The 16,975-nt window shown below is 66.5% G+C and carries 11 protein-coding genes; 3 read left to right on the forward strand and 8 right to left on the reverse strand.

The window, feature by feature from the left end:
* Positions 1–276 precede the first annotated feature (276 nt).
* Entirely contained in the window at positions 277–1,992 is a 1,716-nt protein-coding gene (locus WIN67_RS21000) for a 2-isopropylmalate synthase (protein WP_265073511.1), read from the reverse strand.
* 338 nt (positions 1,993–2,330) lie between these two features.
* Here WIN67_RS21000 and WIN67_RS21005 point away from each other — a divergent pair, with 338 nt between their 5' ends.
* Positions 2,331–3,098 (forward strand): AraC family transcriptional regulator, encoded by a 768-nt coding sequence (locus WIN67_RS21005; protein ID WP_102861806.1) that lies wholly within the window; start codon positions 2,331–2,333, stop codon positions 3,096–3,098.
* A 4-nt stretch (positions 3,099–3,102) separates the two neighbouring features.
* Here the strand turns inward: WIN67_RS21005 and WIN67_RS21010 are convergent, their stop codons facing one another.
* The 3 genes from WIN67_RS21010 to WIN67_RS21020 are packed head-to-tail and all read right to left on the reverse strand — an operon-like array spanning position 3,103 to position 7,269.
* Positions 3,103–4,692 (reverse strand): DHA2 family efflux MFS transporter permease subunit, encoded by a 1,590-nt coding sequence (locus WIN67_RS21010; RefSeq protein ID WP_339069999.1) that lies wholly within the window; start codon positions 4,690–4,692, stop codon positions 3,103–3,105.
* A complete protein-coding gene (locus WIN67_RS21015) occupies positions 4,685–5,794 on the reverse strand; it encodes an HlyD family secretion protein (protein ID WP_339070000.1) in 1,110 nt (369 codons plus the stop codon). The genes WIN67_RS21010 and WIN67_RS21015 overlap by 8 nt, the downstream gene beginning before the upstream one ends.
* Entirely contained in the window at positions 5,791–7,269 is a 1,479-nt protein-coding gene (locus tag WIN67_RS21020; protein ID WP_339070001.1) for a TolC family protein, read from the reverse strand. Before WIN67_RS21020 ends, WIN67_RS21015 begins: the two co-directional genes overlap by 4 nt.
* Positions 7,270–7,589: 320 nt before the next feature.
* On the opposite strand from WIN67_RS21020, the gene WIN67_RS21025 reads away from it, so the two are divergent.
* Positions 7,590–9,080: an aldehyde dehydrogenase family protein gene (locus WIN67_RS21025; RefSeq protein WP_339070002.1), complete on the forward strand. Its 1,491-nt coding sequence runs from the start codon at positions 7,590–7,592 to the stop codon at positions 9,078–9,080.
* A 192-nt stretch (positions 9,081–9,272) separates the two neighbouring features.
* Positions 9,273–11,156, forward strand: coding sequence for an amidohydrolase (locus WIN67_RS21030; RefSeq protein WP_306399370.1), 1,884 nt, complete (start codon positions 9,273–9,275; stop codon positions 11,154–11,156).
* Between the two features lie 55 nt (positions 11,157–11,211).
* On the opposite strand, the gene qhpG is transcribed toward WIN67_RS21030, so the two are convergent.
* Genes qhpG through WIN67_RS21050 form a run of 4 tightly spaced genes read right to left on the reverse strand, consistent with a single transcriptional unit; the run spans position 11,212 to position 16,811 of the window.
* Positions 11,212–12,531 carry a flavin-dependent monooxygenase QhpG gene (qhpG, locus tag WIN67_RS21035; RefSeq protein WP_339070003.1) on the reverse strand — a complete coding sequence of 440 codons (1,320 nt, stop codon included), beginning with the start codon at positions 12,529–12,531 and terminating at the stop codon, positions 11,212–11,214.
* Entirely contained in the window at positions 12,516–13,199 is a 684-nt protein-coding gene (qhpE, locus tag WIN67_RS21040; protein WP_339070004.1) for a subtilisin-like serine protease QhpE, read from the reverse strand. Before qhpE ends, qhpG begins: the two co-directional genes overlap by 16 nt.
* Entirely contained in the window at positions 13,189–14,907 is a 1,719-nt protein-coding gene (locus WIN67_RS21045; protein WP_339070005.1) for an ABC transporter ATP-binding protein, read from the reverse strand. The genes qhpE and WIN67_RS21045 overlap by 11 nt, the downstream gene beginning before the upstream one ends.
* A complete protein-coding gene (locus WIN67_RS21050; protein ID WP_110597140.1) occupies positions 14,907–16,811 on the reverse strand; it encodes a sigma-54-dependent Fis family transcriptional regulator in 1,905 nt (634 codons plus the stop codon). The genes WIN67_RS21045 and WIN67_RS21050 overlap by 1 nt, the downstream gene beginning before the upstream one ends.
* Between the last annotated feature and the right edge of the window lie 164 nt (positions 16,812–16,975).

Here is a 16,975-nt window from a genome sequence, read left to right on the forward strand (position 1 = left end):
GAAGTACCCCCTTTGGCTGGGCGAGCAGGGAGGAATATACGCAGGTGCTGGGGACGGTCCTATCGGACAGATCCTAAAACGCCGTGCGATCTGGACAAATGACTTTAGGCTTTTTCCTCAGCACGACCTTTTTTTCACAGGACTTTCACCTCGCCTCCCTTAGATTGATGGCTACTCCTGAACGAATCCCATTTGGCCCGCCTCTATAGCGGGCTTTTTTTTGTCCGGGCATCCAGCGGCCGGCACAACAGGGTGCCGACCGCGGGCCCGAGTCGCTCAGCGAGTCACGGGCTCCAGGACGGATTCCGAGGCTGGGGTGAACCTCAGCACTCGTTCCGGATAAAACCGCGCCGCGGCATTGATCACCGCCTGCACCGAAGCGGTGACGGTGTTGGCATGGCACCCGGCGCCAAAGCGGGAACCGGCAACCCCTGGCCACGCCGCTTCAACAATGGCCAGCGCCTGGGCATCGGCCCCTGCTGCCAGGTTGCGCTCTTCAAAACTGTCGATGCGCAGCGGCAAGCCCAGGGCGGCCGAGGTCGCGGCGACAGGTCCGTTGCCCACTCCACGCAAGCACAGCGCCGGGTTTCCGGGGATGGCGATCCGCAACTCGATGCCCTGCCCCTCGGGGGCCTCGAACAATCGGTGACCGAGATACTGCAGGCCGGCCGTTGCCTCTGTGCAAGCCAGATAGGTGCGCTGGAACACCTCCCATAAAGCGTCACTGCTCAACTCCGCATCACTGGCATCGGCCAGCTTCTGCACGATGGCGCTGAATTCGATCTGCATGCGCCGGGGCATGACGATGCCGTGGTCGCGCTGCAGCAGGAAAGCGATTCCGCCTTTGCCGGACTGGCTGTTGACGCGCACGATGCTGTCGTAGGTCCGCCCCAGGTCCTGCGGATCGATGGGCAGGTAGGGCACCTCCCAGAAACCGTCGGCCGCCTGGGCGGCAAAGCCCTTGGCGATGGCGTCCTGGTGCGAGCCGGAAAAGGCGGTGAACACCAGATCGCCGACATAGGGATGGCGCGGGTGGATCGGCAGCGCCGTGCACGCCTCGGCAACCCGGGCCACCGCAGCGATATCGGAAAAATCCAGCCCGGGGCTGATGCCCTGGGTATAGAGATTCAGGGCCAGGGTCACCAGATCCAGGTTGCCACTGCGCTCGCCATTGCCGAACAGGCAACCCTCGACCCGCTGGGCCCCGGCCAGCAGCGCCTGCTCGGCGCAGGCCACGCCGGTGCCCCGATCGTTGTGCGGGTGCACCGACAACGTCACCTGATCACGGCGCTCCAGGCGCTTGTGCATCCATTCGATCTGGTCGGCAAAGACGTTGGCGGTCGCCACCTCGACGGTGGTCGGCAAGTTGATGATGATCGGGCGCCCGGGGCCGGCGTCCCAGGTGCGGATCGCGGTGTTGCACATGCGCAGCGACACCTCAAGCTCGGCCATGCAGAACGTTTCAGGGGAGTACTGCAACACCCATTCGGTTTCCGGCTGCTGGTCGGTCAACTCGCGCAACAGCCTTACATGGCGCTCCACCAGGGCCTCGACCTCGTCCACCGAAAGCCCGAACACCACCCGCCGCCAGACGGGGGCGATGGCGTTGTACAGGTGGACGATGACCCGGCGCGCGCCCTGCACACTGCGTACGGTTTCGCGGATCAGGTCCTCGCGCAGTTGGGTCATCACCATGGGCGTGACGTCGGCGGGAATCCGTTGCTGTTCCACAAGCTCACGAACCACCTCGAAATCGGTACGCGAAGCGGCGGGGAATCCCACTTCGATTTCCTTGAAGCCCAGGCGCACCAGCTCCTCGAACAGGCGCAACTTGCGCTCGCGGTTCATCGGCTCGAACAGCGCCTGGTTGCCATCGCGCAGGTCGGTGGAGAGCCAGATCGGAGCCTGGGTGATGGTGCGTGACGGCCACTGGCGCGAGTCCAGGTCCACAGGGGCAAGGGCACGATATTTGGTATGGGGATGGGTGAGCATACTGACCTCGAAAGAAGCATGGAGAAGGCGATGGATCTCCCCCGCTTTCAGCATGGAAAGCGCTTCGAGGCCGGAGTCTGGGGGAGATCAGCCTGGGTGCCAGCTTCCTGGCAGCACCGGCAGACCCCGGCCGTAAGGCAGGGGTAGGGCTAGTAGCAGGGTCAGGAAGCGGGGATTCATGGGCGGTGGCAACCGTCTGGAAGAAAGGAGTGACCGGCAGTCTAGGGGGCTGCCATCTGAATGTACTGCGCTAAACAGCCTTTTATTGTCGCGAAATGGACATTTGAATTTATGATGGTCGCCCCATGATCCCTTCCGCTCCGGAGGCGCTGCGCTGCATGTCCGATCTGCTGGTTGTCTCGTCCATCGATAGCCTGGCGCTGCCGGTCACCAGCATCGCCGTGGATTACCCCAACGGCCATGCAATACCGGCCCACAGTCACCCTCGCTCACAACTGGCCTATGCCATCGAAGGCGTGCTGGTGATCGACACCGAATCCGGACGCTGGGTGGTACCGCCCAGTCGCGGGGTGTGGCTGCAGGCGGGCGTCGAACACCGGGTGCGGATGCGCGGCGCAGTGCGCATGCGCAGCCTGTTCATCAACGCTGATGCCATAGATGGCCTGCCCGAGCATGACTGCGTGATCGAGGTCTCGCCTTTGTTGCGCGAGCTGATCCTGGCCGCCGCCCAGGTCGGCACCCAATATGCGCCGGACAGCCGCGACGGCCGCCTGATGCGCCTGATCCTCGATGAGATGCGCTCGCTGCCGGTGCTGCCGTTCAGTCTGCCCTGGCCCCATGAGCCGCGCATGCTGCGGGTGTGCCAGGCGCTGGCGGATGACCCGGCGGACAATCGCACCGCCGAGCAATGGAGCGACTGCCTGGCCATGAGCGCCAAGACCTTCCATCGCCAGTTCCAGCGCCACACCGGCATCACCTTTGGCCGCTGGCGCCAGCAGGCGCGCCTGCTGATGTCCCTGGAATGCCTGGCCGAGGGCATGCCGGTGGTGCAAGTGGCGCTGCAACACGGCTACGACAGCCAGAGCGCCTTCGCCGCCGCCTTCAAGCGCCAGTTCGGCACACCGCCGTCGGAGTTCTACCGCTGAAGGCTCAGGCCCGGCGCAGCAGCAGGCCGGCCACCACGCACAACAGCATGGCCAGCCCTGCCAGTAGGAAGGCATCGCTGTAGGCCAGCAGCAAGGCGTCGCGGTGCAGCACCTTGTCCATCAGGCCCAGGGCTTGCTGACGCAACGGCGCCAGCGCCGCCGAGTACAGGGCCCTGGCGGACTCCACCGGCGCCTGGGCCAGCAGCCGCACCAGCTCCAGCAAACGCTCCTGGGTGGCCTGGGCAAACAGGTTGATGGATTCGCCAATGCGCTGGGCATGGAGCTTCTCGCGCTCCACCACGATCTGGCTGGACAGCGCGATACCAATCGCCCCACCCACGTTGCGCACCATGGAGAACAGCCCGGAGGCCGAGCCCACCTGGTCCTTTTCCAGCCCCTGGATCGCCATCACCCCCAGCGCCACCACCACCAGCGACTGGCCGATACCGCGCACCACCAGCGACGGCACGATGACGTTGACCGAGGCATAGGGGTTGAGGTGGATGTTCATCAGGCAGCCGATGCCGGTGATGGCGAAGCCGGCAATGATGATGGTACGGGCGCTGGTCCAGCGCATCAGGCGCGGAGTGGCGAACGACATGACGAACTGGATCAGGCCATAGGGAATCATCATCAAACCGATCTGCCGGGCGTTGTAGCCGTGGATCTGGGCAAAGTAGTTGGGCACCAGGAACACCACGCCGAACACCACCGCACCGAAGGTGAATTGCATCAGGCTGGCGATGCCGAAGTTGTAGCGGCCCAAGAGGCGCAGGTTGATCAGCGGCTGCTCGCGGCGCAGTTCGATGGCCACGAAGGCCAGCAGGCCGACCGTGGCCAGGACCGCGCAATTGAGGATGAAGCCCGAGGCGAACCAGTCATGGCGGCCACCCTCCTCCAGCATGATCTGCAACGCCGAGAGGCCCACGGCCATGCTGGCGATCCCGCCCCAGTCACCGTGGCGCAACGTTGCCAGGACCATGGGCTGGGGCCGCACCGACCAGCCGATGGCCGCCAGCAGCAACAGCCCCGGCGGCACTTGCAGGTAGAAGATCCAGCGCCACGAATAGGCATCGGTGAGCCAGCCGCCCAGGGACGGCCCCGCCGCCTGGGCCACGTTGTTGGCCACGGCGAACAGGGCCATGCCCATGGGGTGCCGGGCCGCCGGCAGCTCGGTGACGATCAGCTGGAACGACAAGGGAATCAGCACCCCGCCAAAGGCCCCTTGCAGCACCCGGGCGAAGATCAGGCTGTGGATAGTCGGTGCCAGGGAGCAGGCAATCGAGAACAGCACGAAACCGGCGGTGCCCACCATCAGCACCCGGCGCATGGAAAACACCGAGACCAGCCAGCCGGTCATGGGAATGATGATGATCTCCGCCACCAGGTAGGCGGTGGTGATCCACGAGCCCTCCTCGAAGGTGGCGCCCAGGGAACCGCGTACGTCCGGCAATGAAGCGTTGGTCACGTGCACGTTCATCCCGGCCATGAAGCAGCCCACCACGCTGCCCAGCACCGCCACCCAGGTGCGCAGGGAAATCGCCTGCACGCCAGCCTCGCCCGCGCTGTCCTGTACCGCCTGGGCACTAGTCATGACGGGTATCCACGCTCACCACCACCGACATTCCGGGGCGCAGTTCCGCCTGTCGCGCCTGCCCCGGATCAAGACGAATGCGCACCGGCATGCGCTGCACGATCTTGGTGAAGTTGCCGGTGGCGTTGTCCGCCGGCAGCAGGGCGAATTCGGCGCCGGAGGCCGGGGCAAAACTCTCCACCCGGCCCAGCAGCACGTGGCCTCCCAGAGCGTCGACTTCGACCCGCGCCGGCTGCCCGGGGCGCATGCCGTCGACCTGGGTTTCCTTGTAGTTGGCCACCACATAGGCGTCCTCAGGCACCACCGCCAAGAGCGGCGCGCCGACTTCGACATACTGCCCCAGGCGCAGGCGGCGCTGGCCGGCGATACCGTCCACCGGGCTGCGGATCAAGGTGCGCGCCAGATCGATACGGGCCAGCTGCCGTTGCGCGGTGACCCGGGCCACGCCCGCTGCGAGCTTGTCCAGTTGCGCCCGGGCACTTTGCTGCTCGGTATCGAGCACCAGTACCTGCTGACGTCGTGCCGCCAGCGTAGCCCGGGCCGCACCCAGTGCGGCATCGGCCTGACGCGCCAGGGCCGCAGCGTTTTCCAGTTGCTGCACGCTGCTGACCTGCTGGCTGGCCAGGTGTTGCTGACGCCGCCCTTCCTGGCCGGCCCGCTGCGCCTCGGCCTCGGCAGCGCCGACCCGGGCCTGGGCCTCGGCGATCAGGCTCTGTTGCTGTTGCTGACGGGCTGCCAGATTGGCCAGCCGCGCCTGCCCGGCACGCTGTTCGGCCAGGGCCTCGCGCAGCGCCGCCTCGGCCTGTTCGACCCGGGCCCGATAGTCGCTGTCATCGATCCGTGCCAGCAGGTCGCCGGCCTTGAGCGGCTGGTTGTCCTGGACCTCGACCGTCGCCAGGTAACCGGCCACCCGGGGCGCAATGGTGACGATGTCCGCCCGCAGGTAAGCGTCGTCGGTCTCCACCAGGAAACGCCCGCTGAACCACCAGTTCAGGCACCAGGCCAGGATCAGCAACAACACCAGCACCAACCCGGCATAACCGAGCAAGCGACGGCGGGTGACGGCTTGCGCCGGGGAAACGGGAACAGGATTGTGGGTCATGGCACAGGCTCGTCGGAAGTTCGCAGGAAAGGGTTGGCCGCCGCCCGGTTCGGCGGCGGCAGGACAATCGGCGGCGCGCTGCGCCAGCCACCGCCCAGGGCCTTGAACACCAGCACCTGGGTATCGATCACGGCCGCATCGGCCTGCGCCGCCGCGGCCCGGGTGCGCACGGCGCTGCGCTGGGCGTCGAGGTAATCCAGGGCGCTGGAAGCACCGGCCGCGCGGGCCAGCCCGGCCAGGTGCAAGGCCTGATGGTCGCGCTCGGCCGCCAGGTGCAGGGCCTCCTGGCGCTGCAACGCGGCCTGGTAGTCGCTCAAGGCTTGCTGCTGTTCCTTCAAGGCCGCCAGGATGCTGCGGTCAAAATCCGCCAGTGCCGCGCTTTCCCGGGCGTCGGCCTGGGCGATGCGCGCGCGGGCGGCATTGAGGTTGGGCAAGCTCCAGGACAGCAGCGGCCCCAATTGCCAGACCGAAGCGTCGCGCTCGTCGAAACCCGAGGGCTGGTGCGCCGACGTGTAGACCCCAGCCCCCAGGCTGACCCGCGGATAGAGGTCGGCCCGAGCCACGCCGATGCGCGCCGTGGCCGCTGCCAGCCGGCGCTCGGCCAGGCTCACATCGGGACGCCGGCGCAGCATGGCCAGGGCATCGCTTTGGGGCATGGGCGAACCCAGGCGCGGGGCCTGGTGACAAGCCTTGGCCGCCGCCGGTGCATCGCCCGGGGGACGCCCCAGCAGTACCGCAAGCTCAGCCAGGGCCCGCTGCCGCCCGGCCTGCAACGGCGGCAGGCTGGCCTGCACCTGGCCCACCAGGCCCTCGGCGCGCACCACATCCAGAGTCACCGCGGCGCCGGCCTGATGCAGCTGGGCGCTCAGGGCCCGGCCCTGCTCCACCAGCGCCAGGGACTCGCCGGCCACCTGCAGGCGCTGGCCGTAGCTGCAAGCCTGCAACCAGGCGCGGGTGGTTTCCGCGGCCACCACCACCCGCAGGCCATCTTCGGCGGCCCGCGCCGCCTCGGCATCGGCCCGGGCAGCATCCGCCAGACCGTGCAGGCGGCCGAACAGGTCAGCCTCCCACTGCACATCCAGGCCAACCCCATAGCGGCTGCCGGTGCGAATCCGCTCGCTGTCCTGCAAGGCAGCTTCCAGCTGGTCATCCGCAGTACTGCCGTAGCCGGCCCGGGCCGTCACCTGGGTGGCGGGCTGGCGCAGGGTATCGGTCTCGCGCAGCAGCGCCCGGGCCTGCAGCAGGTTGGCCGCGGCCATCCGCAGATCGCGGTTCTGGCTCAGGGCCTCCTGCACCGCGGCGTTCAGTTCCGGGTCACGGTAGAGCTGCCACCACTGGTCGAGCCCCTGCTCGGCGTGCATATCCAGACCGCTCACAGGCAGGGGCACGGTGCTGCCGGGCGGCTGGTCCGGCCCCAGGGTGCAGCCGGCCAACAGGGCGCACAGGGCCCATGCAGGCCTTGGGTAAATGGGCATGGGAAGTACTCACGGATTCAAAGCGGCTACTGTAGAAACCCTCACTGGCGACCGTCTAACGAGAACCTCCTTTCAATTATCGCGAAATGGTCAACTTTCACTCTGAGCCGCTTCGCTCCAGGCTTGCGGTCATGGGCCCAGACCGACGAACCGGTGCGTCTCTTGAATCTCACCGGGCTGTCGCAGTTTGCGAAAAGCCGCCGCCGCGCCAGCCTCGGCAGCGCGCCCAAGCCCCCGCAATCCCGAGGCCACGCCGCCACGACGGAACTGGCATAGCCATTGCGAAAGCCCCTGCCTCACCTACAACAAGAGGCTTCGCCATGGCTATTGCCCCACTGCTCGCCGCTACCACGGCGTTTATCCAGCGCGCCCCGCGCATGTTGATCGGCGCCCACTGGGTCGAGGCCGCCGATGGCCAGACCATGCCCCTGCGCAACCCCGCCACCGGCGAACAGCTGTGCCTGGTGCCCCGAGCCACGGTGGATGATGTCGATCGCGCAGTGCTGGCAGCGCGCCAGGCTTTCGACGACTCGCCCTGGACCCGCACCCGCCCCCGGGAGCGGCAGAACCTGCTGTGGAAACTCGCCGACCTGATGCAGCGCGACGCCGAACTGCTGGCCCAACTGGAATGCCTGAACAATGGCAAGAGCGCCGCTGTGGCCCAGGCCATGGACGTGCAATTGTCCATCGACTTCTTGCGCTACATGGCCGGCTGGGCCACCAAGATCGAAGGCACCAGCGTCGAGGTTTCGCTGCCGCTGATGCCCGACGATCAGTTCCACAGTTTCATCCGTCGCGAAGCGCTGGGCGTGGTCGGCGCCATCGTCGCCTGGAACTTCCCCTTGCTGCTGGCCTGCTGGAAACTCGGCCCGGCCCTGGCCACCGGTTGCACCCTGGTGCTCAAGCCGGCGGATGAAACCCCGCTCAGTGCGTTGAAACTGGCAGAACTGGTACAGGAAGCCGGTTACCCCGACGGCGTGTTCAACGTGGTCACCGGCACCGGCATCACCGCCGGCAGCGCCCTGACCCACAACCCTCTGGTGGACAAACTGACCTTCACCGGCTCCACCGCCGTGGGTAAGGAAATCGGCAAGATCGCCATGGACTCCATGACCCGGGTCACCCTGGAGCTGGGGGGCAAATCGCCGACCATCGTCATGGCCGACGCCGACCTGGGCAGTGCCGCCGCCGGGGCCGCCAGTGCGATCTTCTTCAACCAAGGCCAGGTCTGTTGCGCTGGTTCGCGGCTGTATGTGCAGCGCAAGCACTTCGACAACGTGGTCGCCGACATTGCCGGCATCGCCAATGCCATGAAGCTGGGCAACGGCCTGGACGCCAGCGTCGAGATGGGCCCGCTGATTTCCGCGCGCCAGCAGGAACGGGTCTACCGCTACATCGAGATGGGCCGGGACAGCGGCGCCACCATTGCCTGTGGCGGCGAGCAGTTCGGCCCGGGGTATTTCGTCAAACCGACAGTGATCGTCGATGTCGACCAGAAGCACTCGCTGGTCCAGGAAGAAATCTTCGGCCCGGTACTGGTGGCGATTCCCTTCGACGACGAGGCCGACGCCCTGCGCATGGCCAACGACAGCCCCTATGGCCTGGGCGCAAGCATCTGGTCCAACGATCTGGCAGCGGTGCACCGGATGATTCCGAAGATCAAGTCCGGCTCGGTGTGGGTCAACTGCCACAGCGCCCTGGACCCGGCACTGCCGTTTGGCGGCTACAAGATGTCCGGGGTTGGTCGGGAAATGGGCCATGCAGCCATCGAGCACTACACCGAACTGAAATCGGTGCTGATCAAGCTCTGATCCACGGTCAGCACAACCTCCCCCCTCCGGACGTTCAGCGTCCTCGCCAGGGGCGCCAGATTTTTTTCGACGCCCCCCGGCCTTCACTCAAAGCGCTGCTACGCTCAGCCCGGGCCCGCTCGACAGCTGGTACAAGGAGCCCGGCCCCTCTTCCTGCACCCCTCATACCACCGCACCGCCGAGGAACGCATCATGGGATCGAATGGAAATGATCACGACCACATCCAGTGTGGATGCCACAACCCGATCTGGGAGGCCTTGAAGCACAGCCTGGACCCAGCCAGCCACCTGACAGGCCAGCCTGCCAACGCCCATGGCCCGGGCCTTGAGACGGGTGGCGAATCCATCGTCTTCACCCATGGCCACATCTATCCGCTACGCAACGGCAACATGGACGAGCGGGTCGAGGCACTGGGCATCCACGCCGGCGATGTGGTCGCCTCAGGCACCCTGGCCGACGTCGAATCCCGCCTGCGAGCCCTGGGCATCGCCTACAGGGTCCAGTCGCTGGAAGGCAGGACCCTGCTTCCGGGCCTGGTCGAGCCCCACGCGCACATCGTGCAGAGCTGCGCCATGGAAGACTGGATACCGGTGGGCGCGTTCGATCAAGAGCGACAACGCCTGCGAGAAACCTACGATTGGAACTGGTTGGTCGAGACCCTGCGCAGTGCCCCGGTCAAAGACCCTTCGTCATGGATTCTCGGGCGCATGGTCGATCCGGCCTTGATGCCGTTCAAGAAGGTGGAAGGTGGCCTGAACCAGCTCATTACCCTGGGCTGCGGCTTCGATGAAGAGGTCGGTAACCTGGACAGCATCGACGCCGAACGCCCGATCCTGCTGATCAGTGCGTCGATGCACACCGCCTACATGAACAGTGCGGCGAGCGAAGCGGTCTTTCGCAAGACCGGCGTCAAAGCCAACAAAGGCCTGTTGCAGGAGCGTGAAATCCTGCACGCCATTCGCTCCATTCCGATCCAGCAGCAGTTGCAGATGCTGAAGATCTTCAAGCACCTCGAAGACTACTTCAACACCGCCACGCAACGCGGAATTACCCTACTGTACGACGCCATGATGGACCCCATCTCAAGACTGGTGCTGGACGCCTACTTCCTGACTCATCCCAGGAATCTGCGGATCGGTTACGCCGCCGCCTGCGACGGCTCCGCCAAAAGCCTGCAAAGCCTGCCACCCTATCGACCCGCCACCCGCGAAGAAGCCAAACGCATCTACCAGGGCTCGGTGAAGCTGGTATCAGACGGCTCCAACCAGGGCCTGACCGGCTACCAGAGCGTGGACTATTGCTGTGAAACCACCCCCCGCCGGGGCAATTTCAATGTCTGCGACGAGCAGCAGCCAGAGCCGCAAACCCTCCCCGTGGCCTACCAGACCCTGGTCAGCAAAGCGGTCGAGACCGGCTGGCCCCTGATGATTCATGCCAACGGCGACCGAGCCATCGACTTCACCCTGCAAGCCTACGCAGGGGCCTTCAAGGACGGCAACGGCCTGGAAAAGCGCCATCGCATCGAACACTGCTCGCTGCTGAACGCGGACAGTCTTGAGCGCATGAACCAGCTGGGGCTGTCACCGAGCTTCCTGATCGGGCATGTCGGTTACTGGGGCTACTCCTTCCAACAGGCGATTTTCGAGCAGCGGGCCGAGACCATGCTCGACCTGTGCAAATCGGCCCTCAAGCACAATCTGCGCATTTCCCTGCACAGCGACTGCACGGTCACCCCACTGGGCCCGCTGCGCTCCATGGAGCAGGCCGTGACCCGCAAGATGGAGGGCATCCGTAGCGCACAATCGCCGTATCCGGTCCTGCAGAACCCTGAAGACTACCCGGTGCTCAACGCTGGCGAATGCCTGACTCGCCAAGAGGCGTTGAAAGCCATCACCTACGATGCCGCCTGGCAATGTCACGCCGAGCGCTGGATGGGGTCCTTGCAGGACAACAACTTCGCCGACCTGGTGATTCTCGAACAGGACCCGCTCGACGAAAACATCCCGGCTACCGGCATCAGGGACATCCAGGTCTACCAGACCTGGAAAGGCGGCCAGCGGGTGTACCAGCGCTAACTGAACCTGCCCTCAGGGCAGTGAACCTGAGCCCGCTCGCTTGTGCACGGCGGGTTCAGGGTCGATAGCCCTGGGCCAGCAACCAGCCCCGCACCACCCGCCCCTGCTCCGGGCTCAGGTCCGCCAGGGCCTGGCTCGGGGGCTGGTGCTGCAAGCGGCGCAACAACGGCGCCAGCTCCACGCCCTGCACATGCCAGATGCCCAGGGGCTGGTCCGGGGTGATCACCACTTCGGCCTCATCCACAAGGCCATCGCGCAGTACCGGGGCGTGCTCGATACGCAAGGCTGCAAAGTCCACGGCCGCGTGCGCCGGCTGCTGGTCCGGCCAGTGCCGGCGGGCCTGCCAGAACGGTTGCTCGGGCCAGCGCTGCTCGTCGGCGTAGAAATCCCGGCCGATGCGGGCAAACCGCAGGAACAGCTGCTCCACCCGTTGTTGATGAAAGCGCCCGGCCAGGGCTCTGCGCTCCGGACGCTGCAACAGGGTGTTGATCACCGCCGGCGCCTGCAGGGCCGAGGACAGGGACTGGAAGATGCCATTGCCAGACAGCGGGTCCACCGCCATGGCCGCATCCCCGACCCGCAGCCAGTGAGCGCCGCACACCTGGGGGCAGAGAATCGCCGTGCTGCTACGGGCGTGCAGCTGCAGATCCTGTTCGGCAGCGCCGGCAAAAAAATCCGCGGCCAGGGCAGACGCCTGACGGCGCTGGCGGCAGTACTCCAGCAACTGCGCCTTGCCCGGCAGTGCGGCGCTGGCCACATCCAGGGTCAGTTGCCAGTAGCACTGGCCGTCGCTGCGCCGGGCCATCCAGGCCCAGCCGTCCTCCAGGCTGTGCACGGCACTGGCGGCAGTGCCAGACGGCCCTTGCCAGCGGTTGAGCAGGCTGAGGGTTTCCGGGCCACGCCGGCCATTCCCGACGCCCTGCTGCAGCGCCTTGTCCAGCGCAGGCGCCTGACGCCCGCGGGCTTCGACCAGGAACTCGCCGAGCTGCTCCTCGTGCCCCTGCACCTGCACCCGGTGCCCGAGCGCCGTGGACTGCACCCTAAGTACACGGCCGTGGATCAGCGTCACCCCGGCCTGATGCAGGGCATCGCGCAGGCCACGGTCGAATGTTGGTCGATCCAGCAGGTATTCGATGTTCTGCGCATGCTGCGCGCCGTTCCACGCCACTTGCCGCTGGGAAGGATGCAGGGCCTGGGCCAGCGCCGACTCCAGACCGGCACCGCGCAAGGCCTCCAGCACCCGCAGCGAGACCCCTTCCAGCGCCGCAAAACGCCGCCAGTCGCTGATCAGGGTCACCGGGTAACCGAGGCGCCGCAGCCCCAGGGCCACCGCCGCGCCGGCCGGCCCCGCACCCAGGATCAGGATCGATTGCATGGCACGCTCCGGCGCTCGGGCCCCTGGTAGGCGGCCTGCTCCTGCAGCCACTGGCGCACCTGCAGATTGCTCGCGCCGGGCTGGGTCTTGAGGTAGGCGGCGATATGCCCGCTCAAGGCAGCACAGCCCAGGCTGGCACCGGATGGCCCCGGGCGGGCGGCGCGCACGCAGGCGGCGAAATCGGCCTGGGCCGTGTTCAGCCAGGACCACTGCTGCGCACTGCAACGCGCATCGCCGGTAACCCGCAACACGCCGGGATAGCGGGCCGGGAATACCGGCTCGCCCTGGGCCGGGCTGGACGCACAGAGCAGCACGCCGCGTGCCACGGCCTCGGCGCAGGCGGCGCGCAGTGAATCGCGATCCTGGCGCAGCCCGAGGCTGAGGTTGATCAGGCGTACATCCTGTTCCAGCAGCCAATACAGGGCGGCACTGACTTGCGCGGCGCTGGTGACCCCGCGCTGATCGAACACCTGGGCCAGATACAGCTGGGCTTCGGGCGCGCGCTGCTCGATGGCCTCGATGATCGCGCTGCCATGGCCGAGGGCGTCCTGCTGCAACTCGCCCTCGCCCAAGCCTTGCGCCAGCAGAAAGAAACGCCGGCCGGCCGCCACCCGTTGATGGGGGGCATGGCCGCTGTCGATCACGCCAATGCGCAGCTCAGGCTTCATGGGCCACCACCACGCTGTGCAATACCCCATCTAGCAACTCGAAACGCAGGTCAGCGTCGGCCAGGGTCGAAGGCCGGTGGCTGATCAGGATGCGCGTGCGCCCGGCGAACAGGCGGTCGATGGCTTCGATCACCTCGCGCTCGGTGGCTTCGTCCACCGCCGAAGTGGCTTCGTCCAGCACCAGGATCATCGGGTCCTGGAGCAATGCACGGGCGATGGCGATGCGTTGTTTCTGCCCGCCGGACAGCTGCTGGCCACGCTCGCCCAGGGGGCTGTCCAGGCCCTCGGGCAGGGACTCGATCAGCCCCTGCAGTTGCGCCAGCCGCGCCACTTCGGCCACGGCCTCGCGGCTGGCAGCGGGCACGCTGTAGGCCAGGTTGTCCGCCAGGCTGCCGCGAAACAGCACGATGTCCTGGCTGACCACCGCCACCTGGCGGCGCAGTTGCGCCAGGTCCAGTTGACGCAGGTCGATACCCCCCAGCAGCACCTGCCCGGCCTGGGGGTCGTGATGGCGCTGCAAGAGGTCGATCAAGGTGCTTTTACCGGCCCCCGAAGTGCCGCTCAGGGCCACCTTGAGGCCATAGGGAATCCGCGCTTCGATGCCCTTGAGGGTCGAGTCGCGCCCCGGATGACTGAAGTGCACATCCTTGAAGTGCAGCTCGCCATTGTCCGGCACCGGCAACGGCGCTGTGGGGGCGCTGATGCCCGGCTCCTCACCGCGCAGTTCCATGACCCGGCCCAGGCTCACGGTCATGCGCTGGATCGCCACATACAGTCCCAGCAGGCTCTGCACCGGTCCCACCGCCATGCCCAGGTAGGTGGAGAAGGCAATCAGCGCCCCCAGTTGCCAGGTGCCCTGCACCACCCAGTAACCGCCAATCAGGAAGGCGCAGGCCCGGGACAATGAGGTCAGGGTGCCGGGCACCGCCTGGGTAAAAAACTCGGTGACCTGCAGCTTGAGCAACTGGTTCATGTAGCCCTGGCCGAGGCGGTCCAGGCGCTGAGCCTCTCGTTGCTGCTGGCCGGCACTCTGGATGAACTTCATCACCGGCAGGGTTTCCACCATGAACGAGGACATGTCCGCGGAACGCTCGCGCAACTGGCGTACATCGCGCTCCACCTTGCGCCGCATCCAGCGCAGCCAGAGCACGTCCAGGGGAATCAACACCAGGGCCAGCAGCGAGAGTTGCCAGGACAGGGTCAGGAGCATGGCCAGGGCGACGACAAGACCGATCACGCTGGACACTGCGGAAAACAATGAGTCGACGGCAAAGCGCTGGATCTCCGCCACATCGCCGTCCAGGCGCGACATCAGGTCGCCGATTCGCCGCTGCCCGTAGAAGCTCGGCGACAGCCGTTGCAGATGGCGATAGAGGTCGTCGCGCAGGGCGAACAGGATGCGTCCGGACAGGCGCGTATGCAGGTAGCGATTGACCCCGGACAGCAGCGTGCCCAGTAGACCGGCAAGGATCATCAAGCCGGCGATCAGCACCAGTTTGGAGAAGTCCCGGGCCAGCAGGCCGTCGTCGATCAGCAGCTTGGTCAGCCAGGGTTGCACCAGCACCAGCAACGAGGCGCACACCGACAGCCCCAGCAGGCCGCCGATGGCCAGCCGATGGGGCCGCACGAAACTGTAGAGCCAGCCCAGGGCGGCACTCAGGGCTTGGGGGTCGCGGCTGTCCACCAGCCGGGTGATCAGGCGCCGCATCAGGCGCGCAACTGCTTGAGCTTGCGGTACAGGGTCGCGCGGCTGATGCCCAGGGCATCCGCTGCCGCCGAGACATTGCCCTGATGGTTGTCCAGGGCACTGCGGATCAGCTCCAGCTCGTTCTCGCGGATGCTCCCAGTCTGCGGCCGCTCGCTGGCCTGCAGATCGTCGAGCATGCTGTCGGGCAGATGTTCCAGGCCGATGTGGCACTCGCCTTCTTCGCGCAGGGCCAGGGCGGTGCGCAGGACCATCTCCAGCTGGCGGATATTGCCCGGCCAGTGGTAGTCCGTCAGCAGCCGGCGCAGTTCGTCGCTGAGGCTCACGTCGGCGCCGCCGAGCCTGGCCAGCAGGCTGTCCACCAGCGGCTGCAGGTCTTCGCGTTCACGCAGGGCCGGCAGCAGCACGCTGATGCCGTTGACCCGGTAGAACAGGTCTTCGCGAAAGGCCTGCTCCTGCACCTGCTGCTTGAGGTCGCGGTGGGTGGCACAGATCAGGGCAATGTCGATGTCCTGCTCCTCACCAGCTCCCAGGGGCGCTACCTTGCGGTCTTGCAGCACTCGTAGCAGGCGGGCCTGCAGGGCCAGGGGCATGTCGCCGATCTCATCGAGGAACAAGGTGCCACCGTGGGCCTGTTGCAGGCGTCCGATCATGCCGCCGCGGCGCGAGCCGGTGAAGGCGCCTTCGCGGTAACCGAACAGCTCCGACTCGATCAGGCCTTCGGGAATCGCCGCGCAGTTGACCGCGACAAAGGGTTTCTCGGCGCGGCTGCCCGCACGATGCAGGGCCCGGGCCAGGACTTCCTTGCCGGTGCCGGTTTCTCCCAGCAACAGCACTGGCAAGCCGTTGGCCAAGCCCTGGCGGGCCATGCGCAGGGTGCGGGCGTAGCGGCTGTTGCCCCCGGCCAGGGCTTCCAGGTCCTGGGGCATGGGCGTAGTTTTCTGCGCGCTGCGGGGCGCGCGATGCAGGTTCAGAGACGGTTGAGGCGCACGCAGGGCCTTGTAGAACAGCTCGCCCTTGGCGGTCTGCAGGCTGCCCACGGCGCCTTGCTGCAGGCGGGCCAGCAGTTGCAGGCCGTCGAGCCCGAGGAACTCTTCGCAGCGCCGCCCCACCAGGGCTGCGCGCGGCGTGTTGAGCAACTGGCAGGCCTGGCCGCTGACCGCAAGAATCTGCCCGCCCAGGCTCAGGGCCAGCAGGCCTTGCCAGGGCGATTCGAGGTATTGCCGACGACTGTGGAAGGCCAGGACGATCTGCTCCGGGTAGGACGCGTGGAACACTCGCGCCTCGATCTGGCTGACCGCCATGGACAACAGCGCGGTGCTGTCCTGAACGCGGCCCAGGGGGCCTTCGCGGGTCAGGTCAAGAACGCCGAGGATCTCGCCCTGGGGGCATTGGATGGGCACCGATGTGCAGGAGAAATGGCTGAGGCGATCCAGGTAGTGTTCGCCGCAATCGATCAGGGTCGGCCGGGCTTCCACCAGGGCCGTGCCCAGGGCGTTGGTGCCACGGGTGGCCTCGCTCCAGCAGGCGCCGAGGGTGATGTCCTGCACGCCGCTGTCCTTGAGCCGGTCGGCCCGGCCTTCGATGGCCAGGATGGTGGCGTCGGCGTTAGCGAGGATGATCAGGCCATCCTGGCCCTGATGCTGGGTCAGGTAGTCGATGGCCGGGGTTGCCGCGTCCAGCAACAGGCGGTTGCTGGCCAGCAGCACCTCGAGGCTCGCGCTGGATTCCAGGGTCAGTTGATGCTGACTGCCAAAGTGCACGCCATGGCTGAGGCTGCGCCGCCATGAGGCATCGATTTCCGCACGCAGGACCCCGTCGGGGATCTCGCCTTCCAGGTGCAGCCGCTCCCGGGCCAGCCGGGCTTCGTGTTGCTGCTCACCCTTTGTTGTTTTTATAAGAGTCATCAAGCGCTCCGAATCGGTCCGCCCGCTGTACCCGCTCCACTCCCTTGGATTGCGCGAGGCACGCAAGCCGTGGTCAATGTCTACACCGGGTTCAGAGAGCAGTAAAGGGGCTTTGTCCGGATCATCGGGCAGCCCTGCATTGCTTACCCTGTCATTCGAGATCA

It is taken from the genome of Pseudomonas idahonensis (assembly GCF_037903935.1).
In the GTDB taxonomy this organism is placed as follows: domain Bacteria; phylum Pseudomonadota; class Gammaproteobacteria; order Pseudomonadales; family Pseudomonadaceae; genus Aquipseudomonas; species Aquipseudomonas danubii.